Source organism: Streptomyces sp. NPDC001914 (genome assembly GCF_042891215.1).
In the GTDB taxonomy this organism is placed as follows: domain Bacteria; phylum Actinomycetota; class Actinomycetes; order Streptomycetales; family Streptomycetaceae; genus Streptomyces.
On sequence record NZ_JBIASW010000006.1, the window covers coordinates 1 to 23,521 of the forward strand.

Consider the following 23,521-nt stretch of genomic DNA (forward strand, 5'->3'; position numbering starts at 1 on the left):
GCCGCACCGCCCGCACACGGACCCAGCATCACCGAGATCTGCGGGATGACACCCGAAGCCTTCGTGTTGCGCTGGAAGATGCCGCCGTAACCGGCGAGCGCGGAAACGCCCTCCTGGATACGGGCGCCCGCGCCGTCGTTCAGGGAGACCAGCGGCGCACCGGCCGCGATGGCCATGTCCATGATCTTGTGGATCTTCGTCGCGTGGGCCTCACCCAGCGCACCGCCGAAGATCCGGAAATCGTGCGCGTACACGAACACCGTGCGGCCCTCGACCGTGCCCCAACCGGTGATCACACCATCCGTGTACGGCTTCTTGGCCTCCAGGCCGAACCCGGTCGCCCGGTGCCGCCGCAGCTGCTCGACCTCCTGGAACGAACCCGCGTCCAGCAGCAGCCCGATCCGCTCCCGGGCGGTCAGCTTGCCCTTCGCGTGCTGCGCCTCGGTCGCCGCCGCACTCGGCCCGCGCAGCGCCTCCGCACGGATCGCGTGCAGCTCGGCCACCCGGCCACGCGCGTCCGTCGGCTCGATCACCGTCAGGGACCTGTCGTCCACCTCGGTCAAGGGAGTTCCTCCTCGCGTGCGTCGGGAACGTCACGCGCGTCGAGGTCGTCGCGCGCGTGATCGGCGTCGGGGTCATGACGGACTTCCACCGGCCGCGGCCGGTGGAAGCCGGGGACGCGGCCGCCGACGAGCACCGCCTCGGGCGGGAGCCGGCGCACCCTGGCGCGCGCCGCCGGTCCCCTCGTCGCCACGGCCGCGGCGTGGCCCGGACCGCAGGGCACGTCCAGGACGCTCCAGCCCTCCGGTGGCGGCGGGGCTCCCGGACTCCGCTCGCCGAGATACACCTGGGACGTCCAGCCGCCGACGCCCACGCCCGTCCCCTTCAGGAAGGCCTCCTTGCGGGCCCAGAGCCGGGCGAATCGAGCGGGCTGGTCCGGGGCCCGCAGTGCGGCCAACTCCCGCTGTTCCAAGGGGTGGAGAGCCGACCTGCAGACGTCGACCCGTTCCGGGCGCGGCACCCGTTCCACGTCGACGCCCACCGGAGCGTGCGCCACGCCGACGAGGACCGCGCCCCGGCTGTGCGACAGCGAGAAGTGCGGGGTGCCCGGCCCGGCTCCCCGCAGGACCGGGCGGCCGTGCGGACCGCCGCAGCGGGGACAGGCGGCCCGGGCGAACTCCAGCTCCCGCGCCGAGGCGCGCAGGTACCCGGCCAGCAGCCGGCGCAGCGCGATGTGCGCGGCCACGTACAGAGCACGGTCGCGCGGCAGCCGGAAGGCGTCCGCACGGCGCCGTTCGGCCGCGTCGAGTTCCCCGTACGCGAGCGGCGCGTCCTCGGGCGGTGTCAGGAGCCAGACCGCCACGTCACCCTTCTCCGGGGACGGTCCGAACCGCTGGGCGGGCTTCACGCGGAGCCGCGCCGCACGTCGTCCAGCAAAGCGGCCTGCCGCAGGGTGTCCGCGCGCGGGGCACTGCCCTCGTGGACCGCGTCGACGAAGGCGGCGACCGTGGCCGCGACCTGGTCGGCGGGCTCCAGCCGGATCTCCCGCGTCCCGTCCCCCCGGTGCAGACCGATCACCGGCACGAGGTCCGCCGGCGGCGTGAAGGCCCGGTCGACGGTGATCCGGCCCTCGCTGCCCCAGAGTTCGTAGCGCGAGGCGTAGGCGTGCTCCATGCCGAAGGTGAGGTGCGCGGTGACCCCGTCGGGGGTGGCCAGCAGCGCGGCCCCCGCGGTCTCGACCTCTCGACCACCGCGTCGGACGAGACGTGCGCCGACCACGTCGAGTTCGTGCCCGAGGAAGTGCAGGGCCGCCCGCAGCGGGTACAGGCCGACGTCCGCGAGCGCGCCACCGCCGAGTTCGGCTGAGTAGCGGATGTCGTCACCGGCGAGCGGAGGGATGGCGAACTCCGCCCGGAACGAGCGGAGTTCACCGATCCGCCCCTCGGCGACCAGGCGCCGCACCGCCTCGTGCCGAGGGTGATGGACGAACATGACGTTCTCCATGAGGGCCAGTCCCCGCTTCGCCGCGAGGTCCAGCAGCCGCTCGGTGCTCTCCGGATCCGTGGTCAGGGGCTTCTCGGCCAGCACGTGCTTGCCCGCGTCGAGCGCCGCCTCCACCCATGGGGCGTGCAGCGCGGCCGGCAACGGCACGTACACGGCCTGGACGTCGTCGGCCCGGAGCAGTTCGGCGTACCCCTGGACCGGACGGCAGCCGAAGCGCCGGGCGGCCTGTTCGGCCCTCGCCGGGTCGCGGCTGGCGACCGCGGCGAGTTCCAGGTCCGGGGAGGCGCCGAACGCGGGCAGCATCCGCCGCAGGGCGATGTCGGCGCAGCCGAGCACCCCGATCCGCACCGGCCCGCTCATCGGGCGAACGCCGCGTCGGCGTTCAGGCAGGCCAGGAGCGTACGGGCCTGGACGTTGAGGTAGTGGCCGTGGCGCACCAGCCAGGTGAGCTGGTCCGGGGTGACCCAGGCGTAGCCGGCGGGAGGATCCGACGGCACGTCCGCCTCGTCCGCGTCGACGAGGAGATACCGGCTCTCGGCGTTGAGGAACCGGCCGCCCTCCTCGGAGTGCACGGCCTCGTACCGGACGCGCTCCCGCGAGGCGCCCAGCACGGTGTCGAGGTACAACGGGCGCTCCTCGTCGGGCAGATGGGCGTAGTTCCCCGGGGTGTACTGCACCGTGGGACCCAGTTCGACGGTGTCCAGGAACCCGCCCTCGACCCGGGCGTGCACCAGGACGTGGGTGATGCCCTCGAACGCGCGGGTGAGGAAGGCGGTGACGCCGAGGCCCACCGGCTCGAACAGCGGCTGGGTCCAGCCGGTGACCTCGCGGTTGCCGGCCTGCACGTCGACCGCCACCACCTTGAAGTAGCGGCCCTCCTCGTGCTCGACGGTCATCTCGTCGCGCCGCCAGCCGGGCAGTCCGGCCAGGGGGACGCGTTCGGCGTGCACGTCGTGCCGGGAGCGCTCACCGGTGATCCAGGACAGCAGCTGGACGTCGGACAGCAGCGCGTCGGGGGTCGCCTCCGGGACGGGCAGGCAGGACAGGACGGTGCGGGAGTCCATGTTGACGACATTGTCCTGGTGCAGGAGCTCCGCGATCTGCCCGAGGGTGAGCCAGCAGAAGTCGTCGAGGAGCGGTACGTCGTCGTCCGTCAGCACGATCATGTTGCGGTTCGACTTGCGGAGGAACCACGAGCCGTGTTCGGACTGCAGGACGTCCGCGACGACGCGGCCGCGGCCCGGACCGACGAAGTGCTCGATGTACTTCACGTCCGCGCCCTGGTGGACCTTGGTGTAGTTGCTGCGCGTGGCCTGCACGGTCGGGGACAGCTGGAGCAGGTTCGGGTTGCCGGGCTCCATCTTCGCCTGCATCAGGAAGTGCAGGACCCCGTCGAACTCCTTGCCCAGGATGCCGAGGATGCCGACCTCGGGCTGTTTGATGACGGGCTGGTGCCATTCGGCGTACGGCCCGTCGCCGTAGGGGCCGCCCCGCTCGGTGACGTGCAGGCCCTCGACGGTGAAGAACCGGCCGCTGCGGTGCACGAGGTTGCCGGTGGTGTCGTGGAACGACCAGCCGTTCAGCCGGGCGAAGGGGATGCGGTCCACGCGGAAGGCGTTGGCACGGCCCCGCTCGGCGAGCCAGTCGGCGAAGCCGGCGGTCGTCACGTGCGCGCCCCCGGTGGTGGCGGCCGAGAGCGCGAGCCGGTCCGCCAGCAGCTTCGCGTCGTTGCGCGGTTGAGGGACGAGAGGCAGCATCAGGGGACTCCCCGTGTTCGATGTGTTCGATGGGTCCGATGGATCCGAGCGTGTGATGTGCGGCTCCCGCGGCGGGGCTTTCGGCCTTCGCTCGTCAGACGTACACGGATGCCGTGAAGTCGGCGAGGATCCGCTGGTGGTAGCCGTCGCCGAAGCCCATCTCCGCGACCTGCGGGACCAGGGCACGCAGCTTCTCGGTCGAGATCACGTGCTGACGGGCGCCCGTGTCGAGGTACTCCCTGCGTGCCTGAAGGCCGAGGCCCTTTTCGAGCAGGTCGACGATGCCCTCCACCGGTACCGCGAAGCCCGATGCCACGTTCACCGTCTCGGCCCGGGGGTCCGCGGCGAGCAGACGGTCGACGACGGTGACGACGTCGCCCACGTCGATGAGGTCGCGGGCCGCGCCGCGGTGCACGCGGACCACGCCCTCGCTCAACTGCCGTACCAGCGTGGGCAGCAGCTGGTGCTCCGGCTGGTCGGGGCCGACCAGATGGGCCAGCCGGAGGATGAGGTGATCGGCGCCGGTGCCGCGCAGCCGTTCCTCCAGGGCGAGTTTGTGCTCGCCGTAGGGGGTGCAGGGCGTCACCGGGACGTCCTCCCGGCCGGGTCCCTCGGCGAGTCCGTACATCCCGGTCGCCGCGGTGGAGAAGAAGAGCACCCGCCGTCCCTCGGCCGCGCACCGCGCGGCGACCTCGTCCAGCAGCGCGGCCTCGCGGGCGAAGTCGGCGTCCGAGGTGCCGCTCGCCCAGGACACCCCCGCCGCCAGGGCCACGGTGTCCGGATGCCGGCCGGCCAGCGGACGCAGGTTCCGCGCCAGGAAACCGTTTCCCACAATGTCCATACGTCGTCGTCCCGATCTGTAGGGGTGAGGGGCCGTCCGGCTCAGCCGCGCGCGGCCACGAACTCCTTGATCGAGGCGGTGACGTAGTCCAGCATCTCGTCGGTGAGCGCCGGGTAGACCCCGATCCAGAAGGTGTGCTCGGTGATGAGGTCGCTGTTGGTCAGCTCGCCCACGATCCGGTGCGGCTGGTCGGTGTAGGCCGGGTGGCGGGTCAGGTTGCCCGCGAACAGCCGGCGGGTGCCGATCTTGCGGTCCTCCAGGAAGTCCACCAGTTCGGCGCGGCTGAACGGCGCCTCGGGGTCCACGGTGATCACGAAGCCGAACCAGCTGGGCTCGGAGCGCGGGGTGGGCTCGGGCAGCAGCAGCCCCGGGACCCCGTCCAGACCCTCGCGCAGCCGCCGCCAGTTGCGCTGCCGCGCCTCGATGAAGGAGTCCAGCTTGGCCAGTTGGGTGAGGCCGAGCGCGGCCTGGATGTCGGTGGCCTTCAGGTTGTAACCGACGTGCGAGAAGATGTACTTGTGGTCGTATCCGGCCGGCAGCGTGCCCATCTGGTACTTGAACCGCTTCAGGCACCGGTCGTTCTCGCCCGGCTCGCACCAGCAGTCCCGGCCCCAGTCCCGCAGCGACTCCACGATCCGGGCCAGGGCGAGGTTGGCGGTCAGGACGCAGCCGCCCTCGCCCATGGTGAGGTGGTGCGCCGGGTAGAAGCTGACGGTCGTCAGGTCGCCGAAGGTACCGGTGAGTTTCCCGTCGTACAGCGAGCCGACCGCGTCGCAGTTGTCCTCGATGAGGAACAGGTCGTGCTGTTCGGCGAGTTGGGCGATCTCGGTGACCGGGAAGGGGTTGCCGAGTGCGTGGGCGATGATGATGGCCCGGGTCCTTGGGCCGATCGCCGCCGCGACCCGGTCGGCGGTGGCGTTGCAGGTGGTGAGGTCCACGTCCACGAACACCGGGACGAGGCCGTTCTGCAGGATCGGGTTGACCGTGGTCGGGAAGCCCGCCGCGACGGTGATGACCTCGTCGCCCGGCTTCAGCCGCCGGTCCTCCAGTGTGTGGGAGGTGAGGGCCGAGACGGCCAGCAGATTGGCCGACGAACCGGAGTTCGTGAGGTGGGCCTTGCGGCGCTTGAGGCGTCGGGCGAAGGCCGACTCGAACTTGCGGGAGCTGGGTCCGGCGGCGATGCGCATGTCCAGCGCGGCCTCCACCAGGGCCGCCCGGTCGTTCTCGTCCAGGACGGCGCCCGACGGCCAGATCTCGGTGGTGCCGGGGATGAACTCCCGGGCCGGGGACGCCTCCCGGTGGTACTCGCGGACGCCGTCGAGCAGCAGGTCCTTGCGGTCGCTCATGGTCGTTTCCCTTCTTCGGCCGGTGCGCCGGCCGTGATGCCGAGTGGTGTGCCGGGCCGGGGATGCTCCGGCGGCAGTACGGAGGCGAGCAGTTCGCGCAGGGAGTCGTCGAGGCCGCGCAGCGGGCGCCAGCCGAGCAGGCGCCGCGCCCGGGAGACGTCCAGGCACTGCCACGCGACGTCGGTGCGCGAGCCCGGTCCCCCGGCCGCCTCGGTCACCGGGACCTCCAGCCCGCTGAGCGCGATCATCCGGTCGACCAGGTCGCGCATCGGGACCGCCGTGCCGCGGCCCACGTTGATCACCTGACCGGCGACGTCCGCCGTCGGCGCGGTGGCCGCGGCCAGCACCGCCTTGACGACGTCCTCGGCGTCCACCAGGTCACGGGCCGCGCGCAGTGGCGGAAGGCTCAGTGCGGCGGGCTTCTCGCCGCGCGCGTCGGCACGGGCGGCGGCGCCGAGGTGCGCCGCGACCCGGCCGAAGAGGCTGCCCTCGGGGACCCCGGCGCCGACCACGTTGGCGAGCCGCAGCACCACGCCGTCCACCCCCTGCTCGCGGCCGGCGCGCAGCACGGCCCGGGTGCCCCGGAGCTTGGTGCGTCCGTACGGGGTGACCGGGGCGGGCTCGTGGTCCTCGCCGGTGGCGGCGTCCGGGGCGCCCGCGCCGTACTCGTGGACGGTGCCGAGCTGGACCAGCCGTACCGGAGGACCGGGCAGTGCCGTGAGCGCCGCCACGACCCGCTCGACGAGTGCGGCGTTGCCCGCGGCCATCTGCGCCTCGTCGGCCTGCCAGGCCCGGCCGGCCGCGTTGACCACGACGTCGGCGCCGGCCGCCCCGAGGACGTCGGCGATCTCCCGCGGCGAGGCGGTCACCAGGTCCAGGCCGACGGCCCGCGCACCGGGCCCGGCGGCCGGGGCCCCGGCCGCCGGGGCGCCGCGGGAGACCAGGTGCACCCGGGCGCCCTCGGCGGCGCACGCCGCGCCGATTCGGCGGCCGAGGAAACCGGTGCCGCCGAGGACCAGGACGGAGAGCCCGGTCACGGGCCGGCGGTCAGGCCGCACGGCTCGTTCCGTGCTTGACGGCCTTCCACCAGTCAGGGTTGTCCCGGTACCAGGCGACCGTGTCGGCCAGGCCCTGCTCGAAGCCGGTCAGCGGCGCGTAGCCGAGCTCCTCGCGGATCTTCGACTCGTCGATCGAGTAACGCAGGTCGTGCGCCTTGCGGTCCGCGACGCGGCGGATCATCTCCTCGCCCGCGCCGGTCAGTTCCAGCAGCCGCTCGGTCAGCGCGAGGTTGCTGTACTCGTTGCCGCCGCCGATGTTGTAGATCTCGCCCGCCCGGCCGCCGCCCAGCACAAGGTGGATGCCTCGGCAGTGGTCGTCGACGTGCAGCCACTCGCGGACGTTGCGCCCATCGCCGTACAGCGGGACCTGGCGGCCCTCCAGCAGGTTGGTGACGAACAGCGGGATGACCTTCTCGGGGTGCTGGTAGGGCCCGTAGTTGTTGGAGCAGCGGGTGATCGAGAGGTCCAGGCCGTGGGTGCGCCAGTAGGCCCGGGCGACCAGGTCCGAGCCCGCCTTCGAGGCGGCGTAGGGGGAGTTGGGCGCGAGCGGCCACTCCTCCGTCCAGGAGCCCTGGTCGATCGAGCCGTACACCTCGTCCGTGGAGACGTGCACGACCCGCTCGACCCCGCTCGCCAGCACGGCGTCGAGCAGGGTCTGGGTGCCCAGGACGTTCGTACGGAAGAACTCGCCGGCGCCCTCCAGGGAGCGGTCGACGTGCGACTCGGCGGCGAAGTGGACGACGGCGTCGTGGCCGGGCACCAGTTCGCGCAGCAGGCTCCGGTCGCACACGTCGCCGCGGACGAACACCAGCCGCTCGTGCGAGGCGGGCAGGTTCTCGCGGTTGCCCGCGTAGGTCAGCTTGTCCAGGGCGGTGATCTGGGCGCCCTCCCAGCCGGCGTACCGGTCGGCCAGCAGGCTGCGCACGAAGTGCGAGCCGATGAATCCGGCCGCCCCGGTGACGAGGATCCTCATGCCGCGACCTCCACTCGGGTGTGGTCTCCGACGACCAGGCAGTGATGGCCCGTGCCCGGGCCGGTGGTGGCGACGGACGCGGCGCGTCCGATCAGCGAGTCGCGCAGCCCCTGCACACCGGTGACGGACGCCTCGTCCAGGGCGATGGAGCCCTCCAGCCGGCTGTGTGTCACCGTGCAGTCCCGGCCTATGGAGGTGTGCGGGCCCACATGGCTGTCCTGCAGGACCGTGCCGGCCCCGATGATCGCCGGTCCCTCGATCCGGGACCGCACGACGGTGGCCCCCGCCTCGACGACGACCCGGCCGACGAGCACGCTGTCGGCGTCGACCAGTCCGTCGACGCGCCGGCTCAGCCCGTCCAGGAGGTGGCTGTTGCACTCCAGGACGTCCTCGACCTTCCCGGTGTCCTTCCAGTAGCCGTCGTAGATCCTGGCGCGCACGTCCGCTCCGGAGGAGACGAGCCACTGGATGGCGTCGGTGATCTCCAGTTCGCCGCGGGCGCTGGGCCCGATCGCGGCGACGGCCTCGTGGATGGCGGCGGTGAAGAAGTACACGCCGATCAGAGCCATGTCGCTGCGCGGATGGTGCGGCTTCTCCACCAGGCGCAGCACCTCCCCGTCGGGGCCGAGTTCGGCGACGCCGAAGGAGCGCGGGTCGGCGACCTTGTACACGACGACCTGGGCGGCCGGCCGCTGCCGGGTGAAGTCCTCGGCGATCCCGACGACCCCGTCGGGCAGCATGTTGTCGCCGAGGTACATCACGAAGTCGTCGTCGCCGAGGAATCCGCGGGCGATGGACACGGTGTGGGCCAGTCCGCGCGGCGCGTCCTGGGGGATGTAGACGATCCGCAGGCCGAACCGTGCGCCGTCGCCGAGCACGGCCTCGATCTCGGGGCCGCGGTTGCCGACGATGACGCCGACCTCGGTCACTCCGAGATCCCGCACGGTGTTCAGCACATGCACCAGCACGGGCGTGTTGGCGATGGGGATGAGTTGTTTGGGCATCGAATAGCTGAAAGGCCGCAGGCGGGTTCCAGATCCGCCGGCGAGCACCAGAGCCTTCATCGAGAGGTCCTCTCGGTTCGTGTATTCATGCCGGTTCGAGCGTGTCGAGCACGCTCGCGGGCGAGGGCATGGCGGCGATCTCCCGGGAGAGTCCGCGGGCCCGTTCGCCGTATGTGTCCTCGGACAGGAGTTCCTGGCAGGCGTCCGCGATCGCGTCGGCCGAGTCCTCGCCGGGCAGCAGCGTGACCGCGGCCCCGAGGTCGGCGACGCGGCGGGCCGGCTTCTCCAGCACGGCGCCCTTGGGAATGAGCAGTTGGGGCACGCCGGCGTTCAGCCCGGTCAGGGTGCTGACACCGCCCCCGTGGTGCACGAGCAGATCGCAGGTGGGCGCCACCACGTCGAGCGGCGTCCAGCCGGCCCGGACGCCGGGCAGTTCGTCCCGCAGGGCGTCGGCGACAGCGTCGGGCGCGGCCACGATCAGCTCGACGTCCCAGGCGGCGACGTCCTTGGCGAGGCCGCGCAGGAATTCGAAGTTCTTGTCGTAGCTCTCCCTGGCGACCCGGCTGCCGGACGTCACCAGGACGCGGCGGCGCTCGCCGCGGCGGTACATCCACGGCTCCAGGCGCCGCTGGCCGTTCGCCGGGACGTAGCGCATGGGCCTGGCCGGGGCGGCGTCCGGCGGCCGCAGACTGGGCGGGCAGATGTCGACGAACACGTCGGGCGGGGGCAGCCGGTCCAGGCCGAACCGTGCCAGTTCAGGGGCGAGTTCGGCGTCCGCGCCGGGGTGGATGCCGTCGGCCTCGATGGCGTCCCAGGTCTGGCGCACATGCGGGACGCCCAGATGCAGGGCGAGCAGCGGGGCGACGTAGCTCATCGTGCCGCCGACGATCAGGTCGGGCCGCCAGGACCGGCCGAACTCCAGCATCCGCGGCAGGCTGGAGGCGGCCATCCGCGCGAACCAGCGCCCGGTGAAGCGGGCCTGCTCGACCGGATCGACGGGGATCTCCTCGGGTTCGCCCGCGCGGTCCCTGGTGATGAAGTGGCGGATGGGCAGATCGGTCGTCGCGATGCCCGGCAGGCCCGAGGAGGTGATGACCGGCACCATGTCGTCGTTCGCGGCCATGACCACCTGGTGGCCCGCGTTGCGGGCGGCGGTGGCGAGCGGGGCCAGGGCGAAGACCGTCGCCGGGCTGCCCGCGGCCACGAAGAGCATCCTCACGGTGTCCCTGCCTTGCTGAATTGGGGCAGGAGACCTGCCCGTACGGCCTCGGCCACGGTCGGCGCCTTCGCGTCCTTGTCCGAGATGAGGGGGGTCCGGGGGCAGTTCCAGGGCAGATCGAGGTCCGGATCGAGCGGGTTGACGTCGATCTGGGTGCCCGGAACGTACGTGGTGGAGACGACGTAGCAGATGCAGGCGTCGTCGCTGAGCGCGAGGAACCCGTGGCCCACGCCCTCCGGGACGTAGACGGATCTCCCGGAGTCCGCGGTCAGTTCGTTGACGTGGTGCTCGCCGAAGGACGGGGAGCCGATGCGCAGGTCCACGACGATGTCGCGCAGCGCGCCGCGGACGCAGGTGACGACCTTGGCCTGGCCGGGCGGGATGAGCACGCTGTGGATGCCCCGCAGCGTGTGCCGCTTCGACACGGAGTAGTTGATCTGCCGGGGCCGGAAGACGACGCCGGCGGCGCTCTCCAGCACGTCGCTGCGCAGGGACTCGTAGAACGTCCCGCGTTCGTCCGGGATCTGGTCGGGCGTGATCAGGAAGGTCCCGGGCAGGGTCAGTTCCTCGATGTGCACGGCAGGCTCGCCTCTCTCGGTTCCGTGTGGGCTCCCGCGAGCCGTTCCAGACCGCCGGCCACGGCGGCCGGGGACGGCATCGCGGCCATCTCCGCGGCCAGGCGGCGGGCCGAGCGGGCGTGGCGCGGGTCGGACAGCAGTTGGTCCAGGGCGTGGCCGACGATCCGCGGGTCGTCCTGCTCTGCCGCCGTGTCGAAGGACAGTCCCGCCCCGGTCGCGGTGAGCCGGTCGGCCAGCGGGAAGTGGTCGGCCAGCTGGGGCAGCACCAGTTGGGGCAGCCCGAAGGCGGTGGCGGTCATCGCCGTGCCCGCGCCGCCGTGGTGGACCATCGCGTCGCAGGTCCGCAGGAAAAGGTGCAGGGGCAGCGGGTCGACCGCGGTCACGTTCCCGGGCAGCGGCCCGACCGCCGAACGGTACGGTTCGGGCAGCGTGACCAGGATCTCGGTGTCGGACCGGGCCGCGAGAGCGTGCAGCAGCCCGCGGACGAACCCCTCGCCGTGCAGGGCCGGTGTGTTGCCCAGCGAGACGGCGACCCGTCGCCGTCCGGCGCCCGGGCCGGGATCCGTCCGCACCCAGGCCGGTGTCACCGCTCCCCCGCTGTAGGGCACGTACCTGATCGGCACGCCCGCTTCGCCGTCCGGCAGCCGCAGCGACGGCGGGCACGGGTCGAGCAGCACGGTCGGGTCCGGCAGCCCGGCCGCCGCGGCACGGCCGTCCGTCCCGGGTCGCCCGGGCGGATCGGGTGGCCCGGCCGGATCGGGGACGTCGGCGCGTACGAAGCGCCGGGCGGGGCCGGAGATGGCGTCCACCGTCCACCGGTGGTGCGCCACCGGCACGCCCAGCCGGGCGCCGATGATCAGGGAGCAGTACTCCAGCGGGTCGGCCAGGATCAGCCCGGGTGCGTACTCCTCGGCCAGGGCGGTGTAGCGGTCGAGCAGCGCGGAGGCATGGGCCCACCACAACCTGCCGTATCCGCCGAGCAGTTCGGGTGCCGGTCGGGGCCGGGCCTGGAGGGGCCGTTGTTCCCGGGGCAGATTCCTCAGCAGCATGGTGTCGACGTCGAACGGCTCGCCCACCCCGATGCCGGTGAGTCCGCCGGCCCGGACCGCGCCCAGCACATCGGGCTGGCCGAGGACCGTCACCTCGTGGCCCGCCGAACGCAGCGCCCACAACAGGGGCACCAGCGGCAGGAAATGGCTCGGTACGGGGGTGGCGATCACCAGTACGCGCATCTGGCGGGCAGTCCTCTCCGGTCTCGCCGGCCTCGCCGGTCTCTTCGGGCGGTCAGCGGCGCTCGGCGGTCAGGCGCTCCAGCAGCGGGACGATGTCCTTCGGCGCGGGCGCGGCGAGCATCTCGTCGTACAGGCGGCGCGCGCCGAGGGCGAACGACGGGTCCTCCAGGAGCCGCACGAGCTGTTTGTGCAAGCCCTGGACGTCCAGGGCCTCGGGGTCGGCGATCAGTCCCGCGCCCATGTCCGCGACGTACCGGGCCGTGACCATCTCGTCCCACATCGGCAGCGGCACCACGAGCTGGGGCACCTGGTAGGCGACCGCGGCGGAGAAGGTCCCGCCCCCGCCGTGGTGGATGACCGCCGAACTGGTCGGCAGGAGCTGGTTGAGCGGCACGTACTCGACCGTGCGGACGTTGTCGGGCAGGGCGCCGACCGCGGCGAGCTGCTCGCCGTTGAGGGTGGCGACGACGTCGATGTCCAGGGCCGACACCGAGTCGAAGAACTCGCGCAGGGGGAACCCGCTGTACTTGCCGAAGATCTTGCGGCGGCTCACCCCCAGGGTCAGCACCACGCGCGGGCGTTCGGGCCGGCCGTGCAGCCAGGCCGGGAGCGGGGCCGCGCCGTTGTAGGGGACCCGCCGCATCGGGACGTGCGTCAGGTCGGTCGGCAGGCGCATCCTGGACTGGGTCAGGTCGACGGTCCACTGGCCGAGCAGCATCTCGTCGCCGAACTCCAGCCCGTACCGCTCCAGTATCGGGCCGTACCAGCCCAGCCAGGGGTGCTCGGTCAGCTCCGTGTCCGGGTCGGCCAGTTCCCGCTTGGTCCGTTCGTGGATCACCGCGATGTTGTCCATGCCCCAGACCAGGCGGGCGTGCGCGGCGCCGCTGACGCGCGCGGCGATGGGCGCGGGGAACATCAGCGGGTCCCACAGCACGAGATCGGGCCGCCAGGCGCGGGCGAAGTCGACCAGGTTGTCCAGCACGGGCCTGCGGCCGCCCGGCTCCGCGGGCTCGGGGTAGTGCATCCTGAACATGCCGGCGAGGACCGAGCGGGCCGTGCGCCAGCCCTGCGACTCCTCCGGTTCGCACGCGTCGAAGGCGAGCGTCGGGCGGTCCGGCTTGGCGTCCCCCGTGTTCTTGCTCAGGGCTTCCGGCAGTTCCTCCGGCGTTCCGAGCGGTACGGCCGTGAGCCCGGCCGCGCCGATGTTCGCGACGACCCCCGGATCCACGACGCCCGCGTGGCTGGCCACGACGACCTCGTGCCCGGCGCTCTGCAGCGCCCAGGCCAGCGGCACGATGGGATACAGGTGCGCCGTCGCCGGAAAGACGGTGAACAGGACACGCATCGTTGGACTCCGTTCGTGTTCGGGAGGGGACGTGACGGGCGAGGGGCCCGCAAGGACGTACGCGACGGACCGGGAGTGTCAGCGCGCGGCGCCGGCCCCGGGGGTGCGGACGGCGCAGGCGACGAGCGCGCCCGTCGCCGACAGAGCGGTGAGGAACGCGAGCGCGCCGCGCGGGCCGGCGTCGAGGGCCACGGCCGTGACGGGCAGCGCGAGTACCGCGCCCAGCTGGACGGCGGTCTGGTAGACCGGCACGGCGAAGGCTCGGTGCCCGGCCGGGACGCCGGCCGTGGCCTGGAGGTTGAGGGCGGCGAAGGACAGGACGAATCCCGCCTCGACGAGCAGCAGCGCGGGCAGCACTCCGGTGGCGTACGTCCCGGGCCTTCCGGTCAGCAGCGCGGTCGCGCAGCCGAGCGCCGCGGCGCAGCTCCCGGCCCTGATCAGCCGTTCGGTGCCGAAGCGCGCCACCATCCGGCCGGCGAGGGGCAGCGCGAGCGCCAGGGGCAGACAGGCGGGCAGGAGCGCGAGCGCGGTGCGCCGGGAGTCCCACCCCCACTGGTCGTGCAGGAGGTGGACGAACAGCATCATCAGGCCCAGGTACGTGCCGTTGAGGGTGGCCGCGCACACCGCCGAGCGCCGGAACGGACCGTTGCGCACGAGTCGCGCCACGGTGGCTGCGAGGGGTGCGGCGGGCGTGGGCGCGGTGTCGCGGGGGATGAGCCGGAACCCGGCGGCCAGCAGCAGCAGGGCGACCGGAGCGGGGAAGACCGGGATCCAGCGCCAGCTCAGTTCGGTGAGCGCCCCCGAGCAGAGGAGTCCCGCGGTGAACCCGGCCGCCCCGAACAGCGAGTACACCGACACCGCCCGGCGCTGCTCGGCTCCCGGGCGGTACGCGGTGCTGATGATGGCGAGCCCGGTGGGCGCGGTCAGCGCGGCGCACATGCCCTTCACGACCCGGGTGGCGATCAGCACGCCGGCCTGGTCGGTGAGACCGCCGGCCACCGAGGCGGCGACGAACACCGGCAGCGCGGCCAGGTACACCGTCCGCCTGCCCCACCGGGCGACGAGCCGGGGACCGAGCAGCAGCAGCGCCGCGAAGCCGGCGGCGAAGCCGCTCATCACCCACTGGCCGCCCTGCGTCGACAGACCGAGGTCCCGCTCCATGGCCGGCAGGGCGACCAGGACGACGGACACCTCCAGGGCGTCGATGAGCATGTTGCCGGCGAGGACGAGGAGCAGGGCGCGGCGTCCGGCGCCGGTGCGGGGCGCGGGGTGCGAGGAGAGCGTCGTCATGTGCTCGGCCGTCCGCCCGCTCAGCCGAGCAGTGTGCCGCCGCTGGCGTCCAGATAGGAGCCGGTGATCCAGCGGGAGTCGTCGCTCGCCAGGAAGGCCACCACGTCGGCGACGTCCCGGGTGTCGCCGACCCGGCCGAACACCGAGAAGCTCGCCATGGCCGCCACCGCGTCCTTGTCGTCGAAGACCGGTGTGCCGTTGTCGGTGATGCCCGGACCCACGCTGTTCACGGTGATGCCGCGGGGGCCGAGGTGTTTGGCGAAGTGCAGGGTGAGCTGGTCGATCGCGCCCTTGGTCATCGCGTACGCGACCTCCTGCGGGTTGGCGACCCGGGTCAGCCCCGAGGAGATGTTGATGACCCGGCCGCCGTCGGGGAGGTTCCGCAGGGCGCGCTGGAGGAGGAAGTACGGCGCCTTGGCGTTGACGGCGAAGAGCCGGTCGAACGCCTCGGGCGTGAGGTCCTCGGGGGCCACGCCGCCCATGACGCCGGCGTTGTTCACCAGGATGTCGACCGTGGTGGCGCCGGTGCGTTCCTTCAGTTCGCGCTCCAGCTTCAGGAACAGCTCGTGCACGTCGCCGGGGACGCCGAGCTCGGCCACCAGCGGGAAGGCCCGGCCGCCCTCCTTCTCGATGGCCGCGACGGTCTCGTCGGCGGCCGCGCCGTTGCTCGCGCAGTGCACCGCGACGAGCGCCCCCTCGCGGGCCAGCCGGATCGCCGTGGCCCGGCCGATGCCACGGCTGGAGCCGGTGACGAGCGCGGTCTTTCCGGTCAGCTTGCCCATGGTGTTCCTCCTGTGCGTGGTGTGCCGACGATTCGTTCCGGGAGCTCCGTGCACGTCCGTGCCGCCGGGCGGCGTCATGGCCGGCGCTCCCGGCCCGGTCACGGCCGGGACGCCGGGCCGTGTCGGGGCGGGGCCGCCGCCGTCCAGGCCGCTGATCATCGCGGCGAGGTGGCGGCGCGCCGCGGCGATCCCCAGCAGTTCGCGGAAGACCGTCCGGACGCCGTCCACTTCGGGCCCTCCGAACAGCAGTTGGGCCTGCGCCTCGATGTTGCCGAGCACGCGCGAGCCCACCGGGTGGCGGACGGCGTGGTAGGTGTCGAGCAGTTCCTCGCCGGCCCGCCCGGCGAGGTGCGCGGCGAGTCTGCCCCCGAGGTCCGCCGCGTCCTGCAGCCCGAGGTTGAGTGCCTGGCCGCCGACCGGCAGCTGGACATGGGCGGCGTCCCCGGCGAGGAACACCCGGCCGCTGCGGTAACACGCCGCCTGCCGACGGGCGTTGTGGAACGCATTGAGCCAGAGAGGCTCGGCGCCGCCGAGGTCCTCGCCGGTGACGTGGGCCCACACCGCGCGCACCTCCTCGAAGGAGGGGGTCTTCGGCCCGCCGGGGACGCGGTCGAAGGCGTGCACCATGACGCGGGTGACGCCGTCGGGTCCGCGGCGGGCGTTGGCCACGCCGTCCGGGTGCCGCTCGAAGCGCCGGTCCCGCAGGTCGACGCCCCTCAGGTCGGCGCGCAGCAGTTCCCTGGTGGGCCCGGTCCCGGGGAACGCGAAGCCGGCCAGCCGCCGTACGGTGCTCTCCTCGCCGTCGCAGCCGACGACGTACGCGGCGCTCAGCCGCACCCGCTCCCCCGTCGGACCGACCGCGAGGACGTTCACCCGGCCGGGCTCCTGGGTCAGCCCGGTCACCGTGTGGCCGCGCCGCACCTCCGCCCCGAGTCCGGTCGCCCAGTCCGCGAGAACGGCCTCCACGAGGGTCTGCAGCGCCTTCCACTGGCCGGCGTACGGGCTGTCGCCGGCCTCGGTCAGATCGAGGGGGATCCCGCCGAAGTGGCCGGGCGCGGCGTCGGGCGGCGGCCCGAGCCGCCCCACCAGGCCCCGCGCGTGCAGCAGTTCCATGGTCCGGGCGTGCAGGATCGACGCCCGCGATTCCGTGGTGGGCTCGGTCAGCCGCTCCAGCACGGTCACCCGTGCCCCGCCGCCGCGCAGGTCACCGGCGAGCAGCAGGCCGACCGGTCCGGCGCCGACGACGACCACATCGGTGTCCAGGGCGGCCATGGTCAGCGCTTGTTCTCGGCGTGGTCCTTGGCGTGGCCCAGGGTGGCGCGGCTGTTGGCGCTGAGCGCGCCGCGGACGTACTCCCGGGCGTCGGCGGCGCTCGCGTCGGGGCCCAGGACCGCGGTGATGTTCGCCGTGTTGAGGACCACCGTGTGCTGCGAGGTCACGGCGACTCCGCCGTCGTTCTCGGTGAACGTCCAGCGGCCGGTGTGCAGGGTCATCAGCGCGGGCAGGGTGACCTGCTTGTAGGCGATCGTGTGGTGGGGGAAGACCACCCGGTACGACTTCGTGGTGTGCGTCGAGCCGTCCTTGGCGCGCGTGTCCATCTCCAGCACCTGCAGTCCCGGGGTGTCCTCGGAGAAGCGGACGGAGGCCACGTGGGGCAGCCGCTCCGCCCACAGCCCGGCCTCGTTCACGAAGTCGTAGGCGTCCTTGGCGGCGCCGGCGATCTGCACGGTGTCCTCGAAGGAGAAGGTGATCTCCTCGGAGGCGTGGGCCAGTTCGACGTTGGTCTTCAAAGCGGCCAGCTCAGAGCGGGAGTTGCGGTCGACGGCTTCGTCGATCCACTTCAGGCCCTCGGGATCGTCGTCGACGGCCCGGTAGTCGTGCAGCAGCCGCACGCGTGAGGACGTCCCGGACAGCGGCTCGATGATCCAGGTGCCGCCCATGGCGGCGACCGGCGGGGTGGAGACCTCCTGGCGGAACGTGATCCGCAGGTTGTCGGGGTCCAGGGTGCGGCGCGAGGTCCAGTTCTTCGCCTCGCCGTTGGCGGTGGCCCAGATGCGGATGCGCTCCTCGCCCGCGCCGCGCTCTACGTGGTCCACGTAGAGGGTGGGCGGGAAGATCCTCGGCCAGTTCTCCACCTCGGCGATCAGCCGGTAGACGGCGGCGGCCGGGGCGTCGACGGTGATGGCGTGCTCGACCTGACGGGTCGTCATCGTGTGCTCTCCTCCGAGTCTCAGAAGTTGCCCAGGCCGCCGCAGACGTTCAGCGCCTGGGAGGTGATGGAGGCGGCGGTGTCGGAGGCCAGATAGCCGACCAGGCCCGCCACCTCGTCGGGCGTCGAGTAGCGGCCGAGCGGGATCTTCGCCGTGAACCTCTGGAGAATGGCGTCCTCGCTGGTGTCGTACGCGTCGGCGTAGCCCTGGCGCACCCGCTGCGCCATCGGCGTCTCGACGTAGCCGGGGCAGACCGCGTTGACGGTGATGCCGGTGGGTGCCAGCTCGTTGCCGAGCGCCTTGGTGAAGCCGACCACGCCGTGCTTGGAGGCCGAGTAGGGGGCGCCGAGCACCACGCCCTGCTTGCCCGCGGTGGAGGCGATGTTGATGATCCGGCCGCGGTCCTTGTCGCGCATGCCGCCCGTGGTCAGCACCTCGCGCGTCATCCGGAAAACACTGTTGAGGTTGGTGTCGACGACGTCGTACCAGAGGTCGTCGGTGATGTCGGCGGTGACTCCGCCGCCGGAGCGGCCCGCGTTGTTGACGAGTACGTCGATCGTGCCGAAGCGCTCGACCGCCTGGCGCACGAAGCGCCCGACGTCGTCCGACGAGCGGACGTCGCACGGGACACCGTCGACCTCCAGACCCTCGTCGAGGAGTTCCTTGACCGTACGGGTCACGCCGTCCTCGGTGCGGGCGCAGAGGAACACCCGGTGGCCTTGTCCGGCCAGCAGCCTGGTCACCGCCAGGCCTATGCCGCTGGTCGCGCCCGTCACGAGGGCGACCTTCGGGTTCTGCTGCGTCATGTCTGTCTCCTGGAGAGGGAAGGGGAAGGCGCAAGAGGGCCGAGCGGGTGGGGGAAAGCGCGCCGCCGGTTCCCGTCGGAGGCATCGACGGGAACCGGCGGGAACCGGCGGCGCGGTCCTGTGCCGGGCTCAGCCGATCTCGGCGGGCACCAGCAGGGCGTTGACGGCCTCGATCAGCTCGCGCGGGGTCCTGGCCTCGGTCAGCGCGTCGTCGTCCAGCGTGATGCCGAACTCGCGCTCGATGCGCCCGCCGGTCTCCAGCATCGCCAGGGACTCGTAGCCCAGTGACTCGAAGTCGGTGTCGGCGATGTCCCCGTCGAGGTCGGCGGCTTCGTCGGCGCCGGCTCCGTCGCGCAGGATGCGCCTGAGGTCGTCGAGGGTGAACTCGTGGGAGGGCATGGGTGAGTGTCCTTTCGTCGCTGGGGTGGGGATGCGGGGCCACGCCGGTCCTCCGCGAGCCGGGTGACCTTGTCGGGGTGGGGATGTGGGCCACGCCGGTCCCCCGCGGACCGGCCTGCGCCTGCCGTTCGCCGGCAGTCCCGGGCCGCGGACACGGCCTGGGGTGGATGCGCCCTAGACGGCGCGCACCACGACGGCGGAGTTGAAGCCGCCGTGACCGCGGGCGATCACCAGGGCGGAGCGCACCGTCGCGGTCCGTTCCCGGCCGACGACCAGGTCGAGCTCGTGCTCCGGGGAAGGGGTGACACCGATGGACGGCGGGATCACCCCGTCCCGCATGGCGAGGAACGCGGCGGCCAGATCCAGGGGCGCCGCTCCCGAGTAGAGCCGTCCGGTCATCGTCTTGGGCGCCGTGACCGGCACCGCCCGCGCCCCGAACACCTCGGTGATCGCCGTCGCCTCGATCCGGTCCAGCTCGGGGATCGCGGCCGCGTCGGCGAACACCACGTCGATGTCGCCGGGCGCTGTCCCGGCGTCGGCCAGGGCCAGCTCGACGGCCTTGCGCAGCCCGGCGGGCCGCCCGCTGCCCGGCCGGGGGTCGAGTGTGGAGCCGTACCCGGCGATCTCTCCGTAGATCCGTCGCGCGCCCCTGGCCCTGGCCTGCTCCAGCTCCTCCAGGACCAGCAGGGCGCCGCCCTCGCCGGCCACGTGGCCGGCGGCCGTGGCGTCGAACGGCAGGTACGCCCGCCGCGGGTCGCCGCTCGTGCTGAGCCGGTTGCTCGTCATCTGGGCGACCCAGCCCCAGGGGCAGATGGAGGCGTCGACGGCACCCGACATCACGAGCCGGGTGCCCTTGCGGATCTGCCGCCGCGCCTGGGCGACCGCGTCGAGCCCGCCCGCCTGGTCGCTGACGACCACACCGCTCGGACCGCGCATGCCGTTGCGGATCGATATCTGGCCGCTGTTGACGGCGTAGAACCAGGCGAACGACTGGTAGGCGCTGACGTACCGGCTGCCCTTGCTCCACAGGGCCTGCAACTCCCGCTGGCCGAACTCGAAGCCGCCCGACGAGCTGGCCGTGATCACACCCATCTCGAACTCGGGCAGTTCCCCGGGGCGCACCTCGGCGTCCTCGAACGCCCAGTCGGCCGCCACCAGGGCGAGCTGGGTCATCCGGTCGGTCTGCGGCAGCAGCCGGCCCGGCAGATGCTCCGCCGCGTCGAATTCCTTTATCTCACCGGCGAGTCGGCTCGGGTACCGGTCGGGCACGAAACGCGAGATCCGGGCGATGCCGCTGCTTCCCTCCCGGGTCGCGGCCCAATAGGCCTCGGCACCCAGGCCGTTGGGCGCGACCACGCCCAGCCCGGTGACGGCGACCCGGACGCCGGACGCGCTCATGCCGCCCTCCGATCGGGGCGGGCGAGCACCATGGCGCTCTGGAACCCGCCGAAGCCGCTGCCCACGGACAGCACGGTGTCGGTCCTCCAGTCCCGGGCCGTGAGCGGCACGTAGTCGAGATCGCACTCGGGGTCGGGGGTGTGCAGGTTGGCGGTGGGCGGCACGACGTCGTTCTCCATCGCCAGGACGCTCGCCGCGATCTCGATCGACCCGATCGCGCCCAGCGAGTGCCCCACCATCGACTTGATGGAACTGACGGGCACGGCGTAGGCGTGCTCGCCGAGGCTGCGCTTGAACGCGGCCGTCTCGTGCCGGTCGTTCTGCTTGGTGCCCGAACCGTGCGCGTTGATGTAGTCGACCGCCTGCGGGGCGAGCCTCGCCTCGTCCAGGGCGATCCGGATCGCCTCCGCCATCTCGCGTCCGTCGGGGCGCAGACCCGTCATGTGGAAGGCGTTGCTGCGCGTGGCGTACCCGGCTATCTCCGCGTACACATGGGCGCCGCGCCGCCGCGCGCTGTCCAGTTCCTCCAGGACGAACACGGCCGAACCCTCGCCGAGGACGAAGCCGTTGCGGGTCCCGTCGAACGGGCGGGAGGCGTGCTGGGGGTCGTCGTTGCGCGAGGTGGTGGCCTTGATCGCGTCGAAGCAGGCCACGGTGATGGGCGAGATCGGGGCGTCCGCCGCACCGGCCACCATGACGTCGGCCGATCCCTCGCGGATCAGCTCGGCGGCGTAGCCCACGGCGTCGAGACCGGAGGTGCAGCCCGTGGAGACCACGGTGGCCGGGCCCTCGGCGCCCACCGCCCAGGCCACCTCGGCGGCGAAGGAGCTGGGCACCAGGTAGTTGTACAGGTGCGGCACCGCGTACTCGTGGTCGACCAGATCGAGCCGTCCGCTGTCGCTGACGGTCCGGTACTCCTCGTCGAGCCCCATGGTCGCGCCGACCGCGCTGCCGATGGTCACGCCGGTGCGGTGGGGGTCGAGGGAGCCGAACTCGAGTCCGCTGTCCGCCACCGCCTCCCGTGCGGTGACCACCGCGAACTGCGCCGCGCGGTCCATCCGCCGTACCTCCTGGGCACCGAGGCCCAGCAGTTCGCTGTCGAAGTCGACCTCGGCGGCGACCTGCGAGCGGAACGGGGACGGGTCGAAGAAGCTGATGCGCCGGGTCGCGGTGCGCCCGTCGGACAGCAGGCTCCAGAAGTTCTTGGCCCCCACACCGCCGGGCGCGGTGACGCCGATGCCGGTGATCACGACCCGTCGGCCGTACGGGCCACTCACAGCGCGGTCCAGTGGTAGAAGCGCCGCGCCATGGCGTCGGCGGGTGAGCGCCAGGTGGCGGGGTCGTAGGCGGTGATGAACGGCTTGAGGTCCTGGCTGATGCCGACGAACCGCGGGTCCTCCTTCGCCGCCTCGATCCGTTCGCCGCCGTCCTCGGAGTCGAAGTCCTGGAGGTGGAAGTAGAGGCCCCGGTACGTGAAGAGCTGCCGGCGCCGGGTGCCCATTCTGTCCGGCATGTTCGTGCCGTCGAACTCGCCGAAGAGGCGGGCGACGTCCTCGGCCGAACGGGGTTCCATCCGGGCCACGATCAACGTGCTGTGCATGAGTCTCTCCTTGTCAGGACTGCTGGATGCGGGACGGGCCGAACCAGCGCTCCAGGGCCATGGGCAGGTCGTGGTGGCTGCCTGGCGCGGCCCAGGCCACATGCCCGTCGGGGCGCACCAGCACCGCCGAGGTGCCGGCGAGCGGAGCGTCCGCCGGAACGCCGTGCGGCTCCGCGGTCACGAGGTCCACCCGGTCCGACCATCCGGCGGCGCGGTCGCGGAGCACGGCGTTGTCCGCCAGGTCGAGCAGCAGACCCCGCCCGGCGCGCAGCAGTTCGGTGCTGCTGGTCTTGCGCCGGTCGCCGACCAGTTCCAGGTGCGGCATCCGCAGCCCCAGCAGCGGGTGGCCGCCCCGGCCGACGTCGTAGCGGATCTCCAGCCCGCTCACCATGCCGGCGAGATGGCGGCTGACCTCCTCGTACCGGATCAGTTCCGCCAGCACGTCGCGCAACGGCTGGACCTCCTCGCCGCTGAGGAAGAGCAGCCCCTGGGCCTTGGTGTTCATCATCAGCCGCTCGCCGACCGCGTGCCGTTCGCCGTGGTAGGTGTCCAGCAGTTCCTCGGGAGCGGTGCCGCGGACCACGGCGGCCAGCTTCCAGCCGAGGTTCACGGCGTCCTGGATGCCGGTGTTCATGCCCTGGCCGCCGGCCGGGAGGTGGATGTGCGCGGCGTCCCCGGCGAGCAGCACCCGGCCCCGCCGGTACTCGGTGGCGAGCCGGGTGGCGTCGCCGAACGCGCTGACCCACTCGTGTTCGGCGTGCGAGATGTCGATGCCGGTGATCCGCTGCCAGGCCGCGGCCACCTCGGCGTACGCGGGCGGCTCGGTGCGCCGCCGGGGCGGCGTGCCGCGCTCGCACACGATGATGCGGGTGACGCCGCGGTCGCCGAGCGGGCCGCACATGACCATGCCGCCGGCGAACGTCTCACCGATCAGACGCGGCGCCAGGTCCACGCCCTTGATGTCGGCCAGGTACATCTCCATGGTCGCCGCCGTGCCCGGGAAGTCGAACCCGGCGGCCTTGCGGACGGTGCTGCGGCCGCCGTCGCACCCCACCAGGTAGGACGCCGTCAGCCGGCTCTCCTCGCCCCCGGGGCCGCGCACCTCGACCTCGACGTGGTCGCCGCGGTCGTGCAGGGCGGCCAGTTCGTGGCCGCGCCGCAGGTCGGTGCCCAGTTCGCGCACCCAGGCCTCGAGCATCGTCTCGGTGTCCGACTGGGGCACGGTCTTGGCCGCCTGGTGGATGCTGTCGAGGATGCCGAAGTCGACCGGCAGACCGCCGAAGTGGCCCGCGTTGCTGGTGCCCATGTCGCCGAGGCGGTGCAGCAGTCCGCGCTGGTCGAAGACCTCCATCGTCCGGGTCGTGAAGCCCAGCCCGCGGGATTCGCCGGTGCGCTCCCGAAGCCGGTCCAGCACGATGACATCGACTCCCGCAAGCCGTAGTTCACCGGCGAGCATGAGTCCGGTGGGACCCGCGCCGGCGACGATGACGGAAGCGTCCATGGGTGTGTCCTCCGGGGCGTCGGAATGGCCGATACGACGAAGCGGCGCACCGGAATGGGACATCGGTGCGCCGCTTGATGCTTTTCCGCGCCGACTGTGTCCGGCGAGTGCGTGCGACGAGTGCGTTTTCGCCGGATCGACACAGTGCCGCGGAAGCTAATAAAGAGCTTCTTCGGAA

22 protein-coding genes are annotated in these 23,521 nt (G+C 72.6%); all 22 read right to left on the reverse strand.

Annotated elements, in window-relative coordinates; genetic code table 11:
• Nucleotides 1-554, reverse strand: a 554-nt coding sequence (locus tag ACFYYF_RS18295) for a carboxyl transferase domain-containing protein (RefSeq protein ID WP_388777565.1), incomplete at its 3' end; no start/stop codon positions are given.
• A gap of 5 nt (nt 555-559) precedes the next feature.
• Nucleotides 560-1,363, reverse strand: a complete 804-nt coding sequence (locus tag ACFYYF_RS18300; protein WP_388776795.1) for a 4'-phosphopantetheinyl transferase family protein — start codon at nt 1,361-1,363, stop codon at nt 560-562.
• 41 nt (nt 1,364-1,404) lie between these two features.
• On the reverse strand, nt 1,405-2,364 hold the full coding sequence (locus ACFYYF_RS18305; RefSeq protein ID WP_388776797.1) for a Gfo/Idh/MocA family protein: 960 nt from the start codon (nt 2,362-2,364) through the stop codon (nt 1,405-1,407).
• Complete coding sequence (locus ACFYYF_RS18310) at nt 2,361-3,761, reverse strand: NDP-hexose 2,3-dehydratase family protein (protein ID WP_388776800.1); 1,401 nt, start codon at nt 3,759-3,761, stop codon at nt 2,361-2,363. The genes ACFYYF_RS18305 and ACFYYF_RS18310 overlap by 4 nt, the downstream gene beginning before the upstream one ends.
• Before the next feature lie 94 nt (nt 3,762-3,855).
• Nucleotides 3,856-4,602 (reverse strand): NAD-dependent epimerase/dehydratase family protein, encoded by a 747-nt coding sequence (locus tag ACFYYF_RS18315; protein WP_388776802.1) that lies wholly within the window; start codon nt 4,600-4,602, stop codon nt 3,856-3,858.
• 41 nt (nt 4,603-4,643) lie between these two features.
• The gene (gene rfbH / locus ACFYYF_RS18320) at nt 4,644-5,948 is read right to left on the reverse strand and encodes a lipopolysaccharide biosynthesis protein RfbH (RefSeq protein WP_361693991.1); all 1,305 of its coding nucleotides are present in this window, start codon (nt 5,946-5,948) and stop codon (nt 4,644-4,646) included.
• Complete coding sequence (locus ACFYYF_RS18325) at nt 5,945-6,985, reverse strand: NAD-dependent epimerase/dehydratase family protein (RefSeq protein ID WP_388776806.1); 1,041 nt, start codon at nt 6,983-6,985, stop codon at nt 5,945-5,947. The genes rfbH and ACFYYF_RS18325 overlap by 4 nt, the downstream gene beginning before the upstream one ends.
• A gap of 10 nt (nt 6,986-6,995) precedes the next feature.
• Complete coding sequence (gene rfbB, locus ACFYYF_RS18330; protein WP_388776809.1) at nt 6,996-7,979, reverse strand: dTDP-glucose 4,6-dehydratase; 984 nt, start codon at nt 7,977-7,979, stop codon at nt 6,996-6,998.
• A complete protein-coding gene (locus ACFYYF_RS18335; protein ID WP_388776811.1) occupies nt 7,976-9,043 on the reverse strand; it encodes a glucose-1-phosphate thymidylyltransferase in 1,068 nt (355 codons plus the stop codon). The genes rfbB and ACFYYF_RS18335 overlap by 4 nt, the downstream gene beginning before the upstream one ends.
• A gap of 25 nt (nt 9,044-9,068) precedes the next feature.
• Entirely contained in the window at nt 9,069-10,196 is a 1,128-nt protein-coding gene (locus ACFYYF_RS18340; protein WP_388776813.1) for a nucleotide disphospho-sugar-binding domain-containing protein, read from the reverse strand.
• A 2-nt stretch (nt 10,197-10,198) separates the two neighbouring features.
• Nucleotides 10,199-10,780, reverse strand: coding sequence for a dTDP-4-dehydrorhamnose 3,5-epimerase family protein (locus ACFYYF_RS18345; protein ID WP_388776816.1), 582 nt, complete (start codon nt 10,778-10,780; stop codon nt 10,199-10,201).
• Nucleotides 10,762-12,012: a nucleotide disphospho-sugar-binding domain-containing protein gene (locus ACFYYF_RS18350; protein WP_388776818.1), complete on the reverse strand. Its 1,251-nt coding sequence runs from the start codon at nt 12,010-12,012 to the stop codon at nt 10,762-10,764. Before ACFYYF_RS18350 ends, ACFYYF_RS18345 begins: the two co-directional genes overlap by 19 nt.
• A gap of 52 nt (nt 12,013-12,064) precedes the next feature.
• Nucleotides 12,065-13,357 (reverse strand): activator-dependent family glycosyltransferase, encoded by a 1,293-nt coding sequence (locus ACFYYF_RS18355; protein ID WP_388776821.1) that lies wholly within the window; start codon nt 13,355-13,357, stop codon nt 12,065-12,067.
• Between the two features lie 78 nt (nt 13,358-13,435).
• Nucleotides 13,436-14,647, reverse strand: a complete 1,212-nt coding sequence (locus tag ACFYYF_RS18360; protein WP_388776824.1) for an MFS transporter — start codon at nt 14,645-14,647, stop codon at nt 13,436-13,438.
• Between the two features lie 20 nt (nt 14,648-14,667).
• Nucleotides 14,668-16,701: an SDR family oxidoreductase gene (locus tag ACFYYF_RS18365; protein WP_388776827.1), complete on the reverse strand. Its 2,034-nt coding sequence runs from the start codon at nt 16,699-16,701 to the stop codon at nt 14,668-14,670.
• A 2-nt stretch (nt 16,702-16,703) separates the two neighbouring features.
• Nucleotides 16,704-17,639, reverse strand: coding sequence for an aromatase/cyclase (locus ACFYYF_RS18370; RefSeq protein ID WP_388776830.1), 936 nt, complete (start codon nt 17,637-17,639; stop codon nt 16,704-16,706).
• A gap of 20 nt (nt 17,640-17,659) precedes the next feature.
• Nucleotides 17,660-18,445, reverse strand: a complete 786-nt coding sequence (locus ACFYYF_RS18375) for a 3-oxoacyl-ACP reductase (protein WP_388776833.1) — start codon at nt 18,443-18,445, stop codon at nt 17,660-17,662.
• A 129-nt stretch (nt 18,446-18,574) separates the two neighbouring features.
• Nucleotides 18,575-18,844: an acyl carrier protein gene (locus ACFYYF_RS18380; RefSeq protein ID WP_361693969.1), complete on the reverse strand. Its 270-nt coding sequence runs from the start codon at nt 18,842-18,844 to the stop codon at nt 18,575-18,577.
• 174 nt (nt 18,845-19,018) lie between these two features.
• Nucleotides 19,019-20,242: a ketosynthase chain-length factor gene (locus ACFYYF_RS18385; RefSeq protein ID WP_388776836.1), complete on the reverse strand. Its 1,224-nt coding sequence runs from the start codon at nt 20,240-20,242 to the stop codon at nt 19,019-19,021.
• On the reverse strand, nt 20,239-21,519 hold the full coding sequence (locus ACFYYF_RS18390) for a beta-ketoacyl-[acyl-carrier-protein] synthase family protein (RefSeq protein WP_361693965.1): 1,281 nt from the start codon (nt 21,517-21,519) through the stop codon (nt 20,239-20,241). The genes ACFYYF_RS18385 and ACFYYF_RS18390 overlap by 4 nt, the downstream gene beginning before the upstream one ends.
• Nucleotides 21,516-21,842 carry a TcmI family type II polyketide cyclase gene (locus ACFYYF_RS18395; protein ID WP_388776839.1) on the reverse strand — a complete coding sequence of 109 codons (327 nt, stop codon included), beginning with the start codon at nt 21,840-21,842 and terminating at the stop codon, nt 21,516-21,518. The genes ACFYYF_RS18390 and ACFYYF_RS18395 overlap by 4 nt, the downstream gene beginning before the upstream one ends.
• A 13-nt stretch (nt 21,843-21,855) precedes the next feature.
• On the reverse strand, nt 21,856-23,343 hold the full coding sequence (locus ACFYYF_RS18400; RefSeq protein ID WP_388776842.1) for an FAD-dependent monooxygenase: 1,488 nt from the start codon (nt 23,341-23,343) through the stop codon (nt 21,856-21,858).
• Nucleotides 23,344-23,521: the final 178 nt, after the last annotated feature.

Excerpts from the sequence above, each read along its gene's own strand:
- ACFYYF_RS18365 (WP_388776827.1), bottom strand. The coding sequence starts at position 16,701 with ATGGCCGCCCTGGACACCGATGTGGTCGTCGTCGGCGCCGGACCGGTC.
- ACFYYF_RS18400 (WP_388776842.1), bottom strand. The coding sequence starts at position 23,343 with ATGGACGCTTCCGTCATCGTCGCCGGCGCGGGTCCCACCGGACTCATG.
- ACFYYF_RS18360 (WP_388776824.1), bottom strand. The coding sequence starts at position 14,647 with ATGACGACGCTCTCCTCGCACCCCGCGCCCCGCACCGGCGCCGGACGC.
- ACFYYF_RS18385 (WP_388776836.1), bottom strand. The coding sequence starts at position 20,242 with ATGAGCGCGTCCGGCGTCCGGGTCGCCGTCACCGGGCTGGGCGTGGTC.
- ACFYYF_RS18340 (WP_388776813.1), bottom strand. The coding sequence starts at position 10,196 with ATGCTCTTCGTGGCCGCGGGCAGCCCGGCGACGGTCTTCGCCCTGGCC.
- ACFYYF_RS18370 (WP_388776830.1), bottom strand. The coding sequence starts at position 17,639 with ATGACGACCCGTCAGGTCGAGCACGCCATCACCGTCGACGCCCCGGCC.
- ACFYYF_RS18305 (WP_388776797.1), bottom strand. The coding sequence starts at position 2,364 with ATGAGCGGGCCGGTGCGGATCGGGGTGCTCGGCTGCGCCGACATCGCC.
- ACFYYF_RS18315 (WP_388776802.1), bottom strand. The coding sequence starts at position 4,602 with ATGGACATTGTGGGAAACGGTTTCCTGGCGCGGAACCTGCGTCCGCTG.
- ACFYYF_RS18355 (WP_388776821.1), bottom strand. The coding sequence starts at position 13,357 with ATGCGTGTCCTGTTCACCGTCTTTCCGGCGACGGCGCACCTGTATCCC.
- ACFYYF_RS18375 (WP_388776833.1), bottom strand. The coding sequence starts at position 18,445 with ATGACGCAGCAGAACCCGAAGGTCGCCCTCGTGACGGGCGCGACCAGC.
- ACFYYF_RS18395 (WP_388776839.1), bottom strand. The coding sequence starts at position 21,842 with ATGCACAGCACGTTGATCGTGGCCCGGATGGAACCCCGTTCGGCCGAG.
- ACFYYF_RS18335 (WP_388776811.1), bottom strand. The coding sequence starts at position 9,043 with ATGAAGGCTCTGGTGCTCGCCGGCGGATCTGGAACCCGCCTGCGGCCT.
- rfbB (WP_388776809.1), bottom strand. The coding sequence starts at position 7,979 with ATGAGGATCCTCGTCACCGGGGCGGCCGGATTCATCGGCTCGCACTTC.
- ACFYYF_RS18380 (WP_361693969.1), bottom strand. The coding sequence starts at position 18,844 with ATGCCCTCCCACGAGTTCACCCTCGACGACCTCAGGCGCATCCTGCGC.
- rfbH (WP_361693991.1), bottom strand. The coding sequence starts at position 5,948 with ATGAGCGACCGCAAGGACCTGCTGCTCGACGGCGTCCGCGAGTACCAC.
- ACFYYF_RS18310 (WP_388776800.1), bottom strand. The coding sequence starts at position 3,761 with ATGCTGCCTCTCGTCCCTCAACCGCGCAACGACGCGAAGCTGCTGGCG.
- ACFYYF_RS18350 (WP_388776818.1), bottom strand. The coding sequence starts at position 12,012 with ATGCGCGTACTGGTGATCGCCACCCCCGTACCGAGCCATTTCCTGCCG.